Raw genomic sequence first — 12,475 nt, 5'->3', positions numbered from 1 at the left:
ACTTGAAATTAGAGTGAAAAGTCGCTATAACATTGATTTTGTGTCCAAGTTGCAGTAATATTCATAGGGGTGTAGATAAAGGTGTATGTGATAAAGTTCCTATTTAATCATTAAGCCTTATAGTAGATTTTGTAGTTGGAAAAAGTGAGACAGAGAGAACGAAAAAACGGAGGAAAACCTAATGCGGAAAAGTAAAATTGTATGTACGATTGGTCCTGCTAGTGAATCGTTGGAGAATATCAAAAAATTGATTTTGGCCGGTATGAATGTAGCCCGTCTGAACTTCTCCCACGGCGATTTCGAAGAGCATGGTGCCCGGATCACAACGATCCGTCAAGCATCGAAGGAATTGAACAAAACTGTTGCAATCCTGCTCGATACGAAAGGACCTGAGATTCGTACTGGCAAGCTGGAAGTGGAACCGATTGAACTGGTTCAGGATGAGTATTTGACATTGACTACGGAAGAAATCCTTGGTGATGCAAACCGTATTTCGATCACTTACAGCAATCTTCCTAATGATGTTCAAGTGGGTTCAACTATCCTTATCGATGACGGCCTTATTGGTCTGACAGTTGTCGACATTCAGGGTACAGAAATCAAGACACGCATTGTTAACGGCGGTACGATCAAGAGCAAGAAAGGCGTTAACGTACCAGGAGTACACATCTCCTTACCGGGCATTACGGAAAAAGACACCAACGATATCATTTTCGGGATCGAACAGGACATCGATTTTATCGCCGCTTCCTTCGTTCGTAAAGCTAGCGACGTTCTGGAAATTCGTGAGTTGCTGGAGAAACACAATGCATCCCACATTCAAATCATTTCCAAAATCGAAAACCAACAAGGTGTTGATAACCTTGATGAAATTTTGGCGGTTTCCGATGGCATGATGGTTGCACGTGGCGACCTTGGTGTGGAAATCCCGGCTGAAGATGTGCCATTGGCTCAAAAAATGATGATTGAAAAATGTAATATCGCCGGCAAACCGGTTATCACTGCTACACAAATGCTAGATTCCATGCAGCGCAACCCGCGTCCTACCCGCGCTGAAGCGAGTGACGTAGCTAACGCTATTTTTGACGGAACAGATGCAATCATGCTTTCTGGTGAAACGGCTGCCGGTAAATATCCAGTTGAATCCGTACTGACAATGTCCCGCATTGCTGAGAAGGCTGAATCTGCACTGAACCACCGTGAAATCTTCATGAAGCAACAAATCGCACAAGAGACTACTGTTACTGAAGCAATCAGCCAATCCGTTGCCATTTCCGCTCTGGATTTGAATGCTAAAGCGATTATTTCTTCGACTGTTACGGGTCACACTGCACGTGTTGTTTCCAAATACCGTCCTAAAGCCCAAATCATTGCAGTAACAACTCAGGAAAGAACTATGCGTCAATTGGCGCTGGTATGGGGCGTAACTCCAGTATTCGGTTTAGAAGCTTCTTCGACAGACGAATTGCTGGAAACAGCAATTAAAGGCGGTAAAGATTCCGGATTGGTTACTACTGGAGATCTAGTTATTATTACTGCAGGTATCCCACTGGGCCGTTCCGGTTCGACTAACCTGATTAAAGTTGAGACTATCTCATAATAAAGGCTTTCAAGAATGACATGATAGAATTTTTTATTCATGACCAAAAGCAATGGTGTAATCTGCCATTGCTTTTTTTGATGGATAAATCAAGATTGAACGTTTTGACAAATCCATATATGCTATTGTAATGAAAGTTATTACTTGTGGTTAGGAGAAATCAGAATGGGGCTTCTAGAATATACAAGAGGTGGCATTTTAGAGTATAACCGCTTGACCACAAACGCGTCACCGTTAGCATTGGGATAAGAGGGTACAGCAAGCGTAACATAATTCTGAATCATAATACCTCCCTTAGAGGGTGTAAGCTTTGGACTCCTGCCGTTAATCCGACAGCGGTTAAAGTAGGTCGGCGACACACGGGCGAGTTTGGCAATGCTGCCATCAATCTGTGGTGCTTCCATGATCCATTCAGCGGAGGCTTGGGGTCCGCTGTAACTCTGCAGCGTCCGGAAGGTCCATTTCCGGCTTAGATTGCTGATTGTAATTGACCATTTGCAGCGGCTAACCTTAACGATCGACGCCCGCATCAGATCTCCCGGACAAACGGTTTGCCGAATAACCGTCTCAGCAGCAGGTAGAATTTCCCACCAGGCATAATAACGGGCATTGCCATTTACGTATTCATGGCCTGTTCCCGTCTGAATTAGGCTGCTGTTCTTAAAGCCGTCGATCCCGATCCATGCAGAGGAATAGGTTGATTTGGAGGTGGGTCTTACATAAGGGACACGCCACTCGCCGGAAATACGCTGAAATGCTCCTTTTTTACCGGTGATTGCGTAACCACTCCAGTTCCCGGATGACCAGCCGAAGCCGGAACTCTTTGCTTTTCCTGTATTAGATTTGTCAGTAACGCATGGTTGATGTAACTTAATAGTATTGTTTAAATTCATCAGTTCACCGCCTTTATTGTTTCTGTTGTATTTAATGCGATAAAGGGATGAGCTGTATGGGTATTCTGTAAAAAAAGGCATGGAGAGGAATTTTAGTATAAATGGAAAAAATAGTGAAGCTGCGCGGCTTTTATCTCTTTTTAGGACTGGCAGGCGGCTCATTTGGCTCTTATCTAACACTGTTGCTAGTCAACAATGGGCTCGACGCTGGACAGGTCGGCATACTGATGGCCACAGGGACGCTGATTGCTTTATGTATCCAGCCAATGTGGGGCATTATCTCCGATCGGTATAATCAGACTCGCTTGGTGCTTATCCTAAGTGTGGCTGTGCCAGCACTGCTGGCTGTCTTTTATCGCTCTGAATATTTCCTGGTGCTGCTGCTGGTCTTCACGATCTCAACGATCTTCTCGTCAACACAGGCCCCTATCGCTGATTCTTACGCCATAGCGGCAGCGAAGAAGGCAGGTTCGACTTATGGCAGCATTCGGCTTATGCTCAGCATTGGAGCGGCTGTAGGGTCCTTTGGGGGTGGCTTGTACGTATCGACTTTCTCTGTCTCATCGATTTGGATACCTTTTCTCTTTTTCAATCTGCTGGCGGTAGTCATAGCTATGACATTGCCTAAGCAGGCGGAAGAAAATCATATGATGAGCCAGTCCCTCAGCCAAGGTGTGAAACAACTGCTGGGTAATCGGATCTTTCTGGCCTTTTTGGGTGGGAGCTTTCTTGTAAATCAGACGATGACGGCCTTCGGTACGTATTTTGTACTCGCTTTTCAGTCTGTGGGGGGTTCTACCCGTTATGCCGGCATAGCGCTGTTCATTGCATCCGTGACTAACGTACCCTCCATGCTTTACGCCTCTAAGGTCATCAAAAAGCTGGGCAGAGAACGTACATTGCTGCTCGGAGCAATCATCTATGTCCTGCGCTGGGGAATTCAGGTTGCCTTCCCGTATCCGTCAGTGATGATTGGGGTGCAGGTGTTGCACGGGTTATCCTTCGGATTCTTTTATATTGCAGCGGTCGAATACGTCTCCCAGATCACTTCCTCCGAGATGCAGGCAACGGGCCAAAGCATATTCAATATGGTTTTCTCCGGCTTCGCAGGGATTGTCGGGAATTTACTGAACGGTTTCTTGTTTAAACAAGGGGGCGTAGGGGCCATGAATCTGTCCTGTATGTTGAGTGCAATCGCAGGAGCGGCTTTGCTGCTGTATGTGGCCAGAAGCTCCCAACGCAAGCTTCCTGTAGCTTCAAAAGGAATTGGCGTCTAGAGCCTTTTCACTGCTAACAAGTAGAAAGGAGCATTGTTCTTATGGAATCACGTGATCTAGGCCTGCCCAGTCGTTGGTATGCGAGTACTTTTCGCGTCCGTTATCAGGAAAGTGATCAAATGGGTGTGGTCTATCATGCTAACTATTTAAACTGGTTTGAATGCGGCCGTACGGAGATGTTTCGCCAGTTGGGCTTCACCTACCGTGGGCTGGAGAGCAAGGGAATACTGCTTCCCGTTACCGCTGCAGATTTGCAATTTAAAAGTCCGGCGAGATATGATGATCGTATCGCCATTTATGCGCGGTTGACTACGTTTACCGCGCTGAGAGTTGTATACGAGTATGAAGTACGGCTGCTTTCGGAGGAGGAGTATGGCGGGACTGAAAGCTTTTCGAACACTGAAGAGCAGGAAAGCCTGCCTAATCCGCTTCATCCTTCGGGAAAGCTGCTTGTCACCGGTTCTACAAGCCATGTCTGGTTGAATAAGGATTGGAGACCGACTAGGCTGGATAGAGCTCTACCGGAACTGTTTCAGGCAATAACAGGAGTGCTGCGGCAAGAAGGGAGTTAAGTATGATTAGAAGCAAGTGGCTTTGGGCAGCATTGTTTATCGTCCCGGCCGTGGAATTATTAGGGTTTATATATGTAGCAGGTTATCTAGGAGCACCCAAAACGTTGCTGCTGGTGATAGGCACCTCCATTATCGGCTTTTTGATGATGCGTTTCGAGGGCAAGAAGGTGCTGCAGGATAGTAAAACGCATATGCAGGAGGGCCGGGTTCCTGGCCGGATGATGCTGGATGGGTTATGCGTGTTTTTCGGCGGCTTATTGCTGATTCTGCCCGGATTCGTCACCGATATTATCGGATTTACCCTGGTGTTTCCGTTGACGCGGCCAGTGTACCGTGGATTTCTTTTAAAATGGATCGAGAAAAAAATGAAAAATGGCACATTCACCTTTTACCGGCGGTAAAAGTGGGGCCTTTAAGTAAGGGTCCTGCCATAAAGCAAAAAACAGAGCGGAGCCTGTCGCCAAGAGACGGGAACTGCTCTGTTTTTTTATATAAATATAAGAATTTATAGGTTTCACGCAATAATTTATCCGTATATTTCTCGAAGAAACGGGTGCTGTCCATATAAAGGACGGCGAAGCCGTTTCATCTTGCTTCAGTGCAATCTGCCGCTGACGATATAGCTGTGCAAGGCCCTGAATACGCCCGCGCGGTTAAATGCATTAAGAATCACGAGACAAACGGGGCCAAGAATCAGACCCAACATGCCGAATAGCTGCAGCCCGGCGAACATTCCGATCAGCATGGCGAGCGGGTCCAGTCCAATGCTGCTGGCGAGCACTTTTGGCTCTAGCACCTGCCGGGTGACGAGAATAACTGCGTACAGTACCGACAATCCTATACCTAATCCCAGATTGCTAGTCATGTAAGAATAGAGTGCCCAGGGCAGCATTACGATGCCTACACCGAGATAAGGCAGCAAATCGACAAAGCCGATCATCAGCCCGAGGGCTAATGCGGAATTTACACCGAGCAGCAGCAGACCTATACTGACGATTACCGCTGTGATGGAAATGAGGATTACTTGTGCCCTGAGATAGCCGACGAGTGCTTTGCGCAGATCCCTCCAGATAGCCGACACCGGCTTCAGGAGTGGAGTGGGCAGCAAGCCCGTCCATCTGTCGTTATGCCGCTCCCAGCCCGTACTGAGGAAGAATGCAGCCAGCACGACCACAATCAGAATGGTGCCCATGCTGGGCAGCGCCGAGATCAGCTTTAGAATCACATTGAAGAATCCGGTAACCAGCTGGGTTACGGCATAACCCACTGTTTCTGTAGTTCTGCTGATATTGCTGTCAATTGTGGAATGATAACCGGGATTATCGTGGTAGAACTGATTGATTTGGTTAATAATATTCTGAATGCTGGCATTCCGACTCCAGGATAGCAGCAGCTCCCGCCATTGTTCGGTATGGAGATTAAAGGTCTGGAGCAGCACAATCAGTTCTTTAACAAGCCGGGTAATCAGAGCGGTCAGCACCAGTGCGGTTCCGCCAATGTAGAACAGCAGCGATAAGGACACTGCTAGCCAGGATGGCAGCTTAAAGCCTTTAAGAATTAGCACGAGTGGGTGCATGATGTAAGCAAGCAGCCAAGCGAGCAGCAAGGGGTATAATAGCGGCAGAAGTACATAAAGCGCCAGCAGTAAAGAAGTGGTGGCTAGCACGACCCACAGGCCGCGCAGAAGCCTTTTTAAGACCGATCGGTCCATGCTGCTTGCCTCCTCAGATCCATTAATCTATTTTACTTACAGGAATAAAAGCTCGTCTTATGTATATTCATAGATCATATTTAAAGACTACGAAACAAGGGAAAAGCAATATAGGAGCATCCTCTATACACTGAAAGCGCAATCATGAAACAAAAGGATGGATTTTTTTTTCTATCTCTCCGATAAAATCATTTGATGCGCTACAAAGCTTCCACGTTGTTCACATAACCGTCAAAATCCGGTATGATGATTAGAGCTTCTAATTCCGAAAGTAAAGCTGCATCCTGGTAGGTTTGGTTTATCGTCGCTCATTCAATTACTTGCAATACTTAGAGTTGTAAATGTTTTCATGAATTTAAGGAATGGCTTTTAAATACTCTTTTGTGCAAAGGAGAGATCTACTTATGACAGCAACCAAAGGCCTTGAAGGTATTGTTGCAACAACTTCTTCCATCAGCTCTATTGTTGACGGTGTGCTAACTTACCGCGGTTTTGATATCGATGATCTCGCGGAGAATGCCACTTTCGAAGAAACCGCTTATTTGCTTTGGTTCGGCAAGCTGCCGACAGCGCCTGAGCTACAAGCGTTACAGCGTGATCTCAACAAGTTCGCTCCCATTCCGGAGCAACTGATTGCCCAAATGAAATTGTATCCGAAAGAAGCCAATACGATGGCCGCATTGCGGTCTGCTGTATCAAGTCTTGCTCTTTATGATGCAGAGGCAGAAGATATGAGCCGTGCGGCTAATGAAGTCAAAGCAGTGAAACTGCAGGCCCAAATTCCGACGATTGTAGCGGCGTTGGCCCGTATTCGCAAAGGCTTGGAGCCGGTGGCTCCAAAGGAGAGCGCTTCCATTGCCGAAAATTTCCTCTACATGTTATGGGGAAAGCAGCCTGATCTCGTGTCCGTGAAGGCACTTGATACTGCACTCGTGCTGCATGCCGACCACGAATTGAACGCATCTACCTTTGCCGGACGGGTTACGGTTGCTACATTATCTGATATCTATTCTGGTGTTACCTCGGCGATAGGCGCACTCAAAGGTCCGTTGCACGGTGGTGCCAATGAGGCTGTAATGAAGATGCTCGAGGAAATCGGAAGTCTGGAAGCCGTTGAGCCTTATGTCCGTGCGAAGCTGGAGCGCCGTGAGAAGATCATGGGTTTTGGTCACCGTGTATATAAGAATGGCGATCCGCGTGCGAAACATCTGATGAAGATGTCGCTGGAGCTTGGCACAATGAAGAATGATACTACGCTCTATGATATGTCCGTGAAGATTGAAGAAATGATCACTGGGCAAAAAGGTCTGAAGCCGAATGTTGATTTCTATTCAGCTTCCGTATATACGCAGCTGGGTATCGACAGAGAGTTATTTACGCCGATTTTTGCCATCAGCCGGGCTTCGGGGTGGACTGCGCATATTTTGGAGCAATATGAGGATAACCGTCTCATTCGTCCACGTGCGGAATATACGGGCCTTGTAGAACAGAAATATAACCCGATTGATGAACGTTAATAGAGTGGCCTTGCAGGCCACTTCTCTAATTTAGTAGAATTAACCTGTACAGAACTAAAGATAATGCGTATGCTAACAAAACTTTTAGGAGGAACACACACAGATGGTGAAATTCGATAAGTATGATCTGCCGACAGAAGGCGACACAATTACAATAGTAGATGGTAAGTTACAGGTTCCTGATCGTCCGATTATTCCTTTTATCGAGGGTGACGGTACTGGCCGTGACATTTGGAAAGCCTCCAAACGGGTTCTAGACGCTGCAGTTGCGAAGGCATACGGCGGCACTAAACAAATTGCTTGGTACGAAGTATTTGCCGGCCAGAAAGCCTTTGATACATATGGTGAATGGCTGCCGAATGATACTCTAGAAGCAATCCGTGAATATTTTGTGGCGATTAAAGGTCCACTGACTACGCCTATCGGGGGCGGTATTCGTTCCTTGAATGTGGCGCTGCGCCAGGAGTTGGACTTATATGTATGTCTGCGTCCGGTACGTTATTTCGATGGTGTACCTTCTCCGGTTAAACGTCCAGAATTGGTTGATATGGTTATTTTCCGCGAGAATACGGAAGATATTTATGCCGGAATTGAATATCAAGAAGGAACTGCTGAAGTTAAGAAATTGATTGATTTTCTGCAGAATGAGATGGGTGTCAACAAAATCCGTTTCCCGGAAACATCCGGTATCGGAATCAAGCCCGTATCCAAAGACGGCTCGAAACGTCTAGTGCGTGCCGCAATCGTCTATGCTATCAAGCACGGACGCAAGAGTGTTACTATTGTGCATAAAGGCAATATCATGAAATACACCGAAGGTGCCTTCAAGAACTGGGGCTACGAAGTGGCTGAAGAGGAATTTGCGGATAAGGTCTTCACTTGGAATCAATATGATGTGATCAAAGAGCGTGAAGGTGAAGCTGCTGCGAACGCTGCCCAAACCGAAGCAGTAGCGGCTGGCAAAATCATTATTAAGGATGCTATAGCTGATATTGCTCTGCAACAGGTGCTTACACGCCCAACAGATTTCGACGTTATAGCTACATTGAACCTGAACGGTGACTATCTGTCTGATGCTTTGGCTGCACAAATCGGCGGTATCGGTATCGCACCAGGAGCGAACATTAACTATATGACCGGTCATGCTATTTTTGAAGCAACGCATGGTACGGCTCCAAAATATGCGGATAAAGATGTAGTAAATCCAGGATCTGTTATTTTGTCGGGTGTAATGTTGCTTGAGCATTTGGGTTGGCAGGAAGCGGCTGATCTCATCTACAAAGGTATGAGCACCGCTATCAATAATAAGACTGTTACCTATGATTTTGCTCGTCAAATGGAAGGCGCAACCGAATTGAAATGTTCGGCCTTTGCTGACGAAGTCATCAACCACCTGTAATTAAATAGTAAAGCTTCATAAAACATAAAGCGTATGCTTACGAGGTAGTTTTGTACGAAGCTGTTCAATGAAGTCTATGCTTACAAAACTTAAAGCGTATGCTTACGAGGTAGTTTTATTGCGAAGTAATATCAAGTAGTAAAGCTTCATAAAACTTGTAGGAGGGCAATTCGTGGCCATCAAACGTTATAAAATTACAGTCGTGGGTGCCGGTTTTACCGGCGCTACCACGGCCCTTATGCTAGCTCAGAAGGAACTGGGTAATGTAGTTCTGCTTGATATTCCGCAGTTGGAGAATCCAACTAAGGGTAAAGCGCTGGACATGCAGGAAGCCGGTCCTGTGCAAAAGTTCGATAGTCAGATTACAGGAACATCGAGTTATGAAGATGCTGCTGATTCCGATATCGTCATCATTACAGCAGGCATTGCCCGCAAGCCGGGTATGAGCCGAGATGATCTCGTCAATACCAATGCAGGCATTGTAAAATCAGTATGTGAGAACATCAAACGTGTAGCTCCCGAATCCATCGTGATTATTTTGAGCAATCCCGTTGATGCGATGACTTATGCTGCATACAATGCGCTGGGCTTTCCGAAGAATCGTGTAATTGGACAGTCGGGTGTGCTTGATACGGCTCGTTATTGTACCTTTATTGCGCAAGAGCTTAACGTCTCTGTTGAAGATGTACGCGGCTTTGTTCTTGGCGGTCATGGGGACGATATGGTTCCGCTTGTACGCTATTCCAGCGTTGGAGGCATTCCGATCGACACGTTGATTCCTGCGGAACGAATCGCTGAAATTGTGCAACGCACACGTGTGGGCGGCGGCGAAATCGTCAGCTTGCTAGGCAACGGCAGCGCTTATTATGCGCCTGCGGCTTCTCTGGTACAGATGACGGAAGCTATCCTGAAGGACAAGAAGCGGATCATTCCAGTCATCGCTCTGCTTGAAGGCGAATTTGGATATGAGGGCTTGTTCATGGGCGTTCCGGCTCTGCTTGGCGCGAATGGCATTGAGAAAATCTTTGAACTGGAGCTTACTGCGGAAGAGAAGGCGGCTTTGGATAAGTCTGCTGACTCCGTACGTGCTGTAACAGCTGCAGTGACCCTCTAAATTTGAGGTTTAATCCTAAGAAAAGGATATCCCAAGTCCATGATTAATGGCTGGGATATCCTTTCTTCTTGTCATAATTTCCAATATTGGGGTATACTTAAATGTAACTAATATCACAGAAAACATTGGAGGAATTATGGTATGGAAAAAGTCTTCTTTTTACTACATATGATCGGGACATTGGCGCTGGGGTTCTACCTTGTACTGCCCTTTATTCTCAGCCGTGCTGAGAAGCTCTCCGTTCCGGCAAGAGAAGGTACGCTCAGTGCAGTTAGTGGATTTAACCGCTTCGCTCAATATGGACTGGTCATCCAATTGCTTACCGGCGGCTACATGATGACCAAGGGTGACTATTCTGTACCTTGGATGATCGTTGTTGTCCTGCTGTTGCTGGCGATGTTTGCCCTTGGTGGTATTATCAGCAAGCCGCTGCGTCTTGCCGCTGTTGGCATGCGCGAGAATCGTGATGTCTCCAGCGAGACCGGCAAGATTCGCACCTTAAGTGCGCTGCTAGCAGTTGCTTTGGTCGTGATGGTGTTCTTCATGGTGTATAGACATATTATTTAATCGTTGTGGATAAAGTTTGTTAAGCCCGCCTCCGTTATGTGGAGAGCGGGCTTTTACATCAGGCCTTTCAGCTCGAAAATATTATTTTTCTCAAAATCTGCAGTAATCTGCGGCGGCAATAACGTCTTTACTTGTTCTTTGGTACACCACTTGTAATCTACGTGCTCTCTGGACAATCGAACCGTATTCTGTTTGCTTATGCATGAATAGGTAAGAATAACAACCTGTCTCGCTGGATCTGACATAAATGCAGCTGCATATAAAATATGCCCGACAGTTACCGTTAGTCCAGTTTCCTCAACAATTTCCCGTATGAGAGCGGCTTCCAAATCTTCTCCGAATTCAATCTTTCCACCGGCACACTCCCAAGTGCCAGCGCCGACATAATCGTCTGCGGCACGCTGAACGAGCAGCATTTTGCCTTCAAACAATATAACTCCCTTTACAGCGACAACGATGTTATGGCTATTTTTTATCATAATTGTTGCTCCTCTTTGGTTTAAATCAAACGCTTAACTAATTATAATTCATACCCTGACCAATAAACCTACTGTTTAATTTTCGTGATACCGTGGTAAAAACATATTGTAAGAAATGTATAAACCAAGACCCTTAAGCCATCCTAAGACGATTCGGCTAATACCCAATTGCAAAGTGAAAGGAGATAGGGAGTATGTCAAGTAACAATCAAACACAGAAAACCTTACCCCCACAGGAGCAGGATCAGCAGCCCGGGATTGAAAGTCAAATGAACCCGCGGCCGAAATACGAGCCGGCAAACTATAAAGCAGCGGGTAAGCTGCTGGGTAAGGCGGCCCTTATTACGGGAGGCGACAGTGGAATCGGACGAGCTGTGGCGGTTCTTTTTGCCAAGGAAGGTGCAGATGTAGTTATATCATATCTCAATGAGCATTCCGATGCGGAGGAAACCAAACGGCAGGTTGAGCAGGAGGGACGGAAATGCGTCCTAATCCCTGGGGATATCGGTGTCGAAGCCTTCTGTCAGGATCTCATCAACCAAACGGTAAAAAGCCTTGGCAAGCTGGATATTCTCATCAACAATGCCGCAGAACAGCATCCACAGGATAAAATTGAGGATATTACCTCAGAGCAGCTGGAACGTACATTCCGGACGAATATTTTTGCCATGTTCTATTTGACCAAAGCAGCAATGCCCCACCTTAAGGAAGGTTCTACAATCATCAATACGACTTCCATTACGGCCTATCGGGGCAGTCCACAGCTGTTGGACTATTCATCCACCAAGGGGGCGATTCTCAGCTTCACACGTTCATTGTCCACGAATCTGGCGGATAAAGGCATACGTGTCAACGCTGTCGCTCCAGGACCTATCTGGACTCCGCTGATCCCTTCAACCTTTGATGCACAAAAGGTCAGTGAGTTCGGTGCAACACAACCCATGAAACGTCCCGGACAACCGGAAGAACTGGCACCGGCATACGTATATTTGGCTTCCGACGATTCGACCTATGTAACCGGCCAGGTTATGCATGTAAACGGCGGGGAAATCGTAAACGGATAAATAATTCCAAGCATGGAACCCTATTAATAGATGTTTCTAAGAGGAATATTATGTTAGTATAATATTCATATTCAATAGTTAATTCAAATAGTAATTTAATATGATGTTGTCACTAGGGGGGCCGCAAGGCTGAGACGGAGAATCATTCCGGACCCTTTGAACCTGATCTGGTTTATACCAGCGGAGGGAAGTGGAGAACGAATGACTGTAATCAGGCTTATAAATCAGCTTATCCTTTACAGATTCCGACTGCCTTCCTTAACGGGAGGCGGTTTTTTTGTG

12 protein-coding genes and 1 riboswitch are annotated in these 12,475 nt (G+C 46.4%); of the genes, 9 read left to right on the top strand and 3 right to left on the bottom strand.

All coding sequences use genetic code 11. The features are described from left to right. The first annotated feature begins 181 nt into the window (after positions 1-181). Positions 182-1,600 (top strand): pyruvate kinase, encoded by a 1,419-nt coding sequence (gene pyk / locus H1230_RS22910; RefSeq protein ID WP_239712176.1) that lies wholly within the window; start codon positions 182-184, stop codon positions 1,598-1,600. Positions 1,601-1,740: 140 nt separating this feature from the next. Here pyk and H1230_RS22905 read toward each other — a convergent pair whose 3' ends face one another. Beyond that, positions 1,741-2,493, bottom strand: a complete 753-nt coding sequence (locus H1230_RS22905; RefSeq protein WP_239712175.1) for a G1 family glutamic endopeptidase — start codon at positions 2,491-2,493, stop codon at positions 1,741-1,743. Between the two features lie 101 nt (positions 2,494-2,594). On the opposite strand from H1230_RS22905, the gene H1230_RS22900 reads away from it, so the two are divergent. The 3 genes from H1230_RS22900 to H1230_RS22890 are packed head-to-tail and all read left to right on the top strand — an operon-like array spanning position 2,595 to position 4,743. Continuing rightward, entirely contained in the window at positions 2,595-3,770 is a 1,176-nt protein-coding gene (locus H1230_RS22900) for an MFS transporter (protein WP_239712174.1), read from the top strand. A gap of 41 nt (positions 3,771-3,811) precedes the next feature. Further along, positions 3,812-4,342: an acyl-CoA thioesterase gene (locus tag H1230_RS22895; RefSeq protein WP_239712173.1), complete on the top strand. Its 531-nt coding sequence runs from the start codon at positions 3,812-3,814 to the stop codon at positions 4,340-4,342. A gap of 2 nt (positions 4,343-4,344) precedes the next feature. Further along, positions 4,345-4,743: an FxsA family protein gene (locus H1230_RS22890; protein ID WP_239712172.1), complete on the top strand. Its 399-nt coding sequence runs from the start codon at positions 4,345-4,347 to the stop codon at positions 4,741-4,743. A 194-nt stretch (positions 4,744-4,937) separates the two neighbouring features. Here H1230_RS22890 and ytvI read toward each other — a convergent pair whose 3' ends face one another. Beyond that, positions 4,938-6,053 (bottom strand): sporulation integral membrane protein YtvI, encoded by a 1,116-nt coding sequence (gene ytvI, locus H1230_RS22885; RefSeq protein ID WP_239712171.1) that lies wholly within the window; start codon positions 6,051-6,053, stop codon positions 4,938-4,940. A 404-nt stretch (positions 6,054-6,457) separates the two neighbouring features. On the opposite strand from ytvI, the gene H1230_RS22880 reads away from it, so the two are divergent. The 4 genes from H1230_RS22880 (at position 6,458) to H1230_RS22865 (ending at position 10,650) form a co-directional block, all read left to right on the top strand. Continuing rightward, the gene (locus H1230_RS22880; RefSeq protein ID WP_239712170.1) at positions 6,458-7,570 is read left to right on the top strand and encodes a citrate/2-methylcitrate synthase; all 1,113 of its coding nucleotides are present in this window, start codon (positions 6,458-6,460) and stop codon (positions 7,568-7,570) included. Between the two features lie 103 nt (positions 7,571-7,673). After that, positions 7,674-8,969, top strand: a complete 1,296-nt coding sequence (gene icd / locus H1230_RS22875; protein WP_239712169.1) for an NADP-dependent isocitrate dehydrogenase — start codon at positions 7,674-7,676, stop codon at positions 8,967-8,969. Positions 8,970-9,141: 172 nt separating this feature from the next. Next, the gene (gene mdh, locus H1230_RS22870) at positions 9,142-10,083 is read left to right on the top strand and encodes a malate dehydrogenase (RefSeq protein ID WP_239712168.1); all 942 of its coding nucleotides are present in this window, start codon (positions 9,142-9,144) and stop codon (positions 10,081-10,083) included. 141 nt (positions 10,084-10,224) lie between these two features. Further along, a complete protein-coding gene (locus H1230_RS22865; protein WP_239712167.1) occupies positions 10,225-10,650 on the top strand; it encodes a hypothetical protein in 426 nt (141 codons plus the stop codon). 53 nt (positions 10,651-10,703) lie between these two features. Here H1230_RS22865 and H1230_RS22860 read toward each other — a convergent pair whose 3' ends face one another. Then, positions 10,704-11,129, bottom strand: coding sequence for an NUDIX hydrolase (locus H1230_RS22860; protein WP_481857089.1), 426 nt, complete (start codon positions 11,127-11,129; stop codon positions 10,704-10,706). Positions 11,130-11,323: 194 nt separating this feature from the next. Between H1230_RS22860 and H1230_RS22855 the strand changes: the two genes are divergently transcribed. After that, a complete protein-coding gene (locus H1230_RS22855; RefSeq protein WP_239712166.1) occupies positions 11,324-12,193 on the top strand; it encodes an SDR family oxidoreductase in 870 nt (289 codons plus the stop codon). Positions 12,194-12,297: 104 nt separating this feature from the next. Further along, positions 12,298-12,399, top strand: a riboswitch (TPP riboswitch). Positions 12,400-12,475 lie beyond the last annotated feature (76 nt).

Origin of the sequence: Paenibacillus sp. 19GGS1-52 (genome assembly GCF_022369515.1) — a bacterium.
Lineage (GTDB): Bacteria > Bacillota > Bacilli > Paenibacillales > Paenibacillaceae > Paenibacillus_AQ.
Note: the sequence above shows the minus strand (reverse complement) of the source record. Positions and strands in the feature narration are given on the sequence as shown.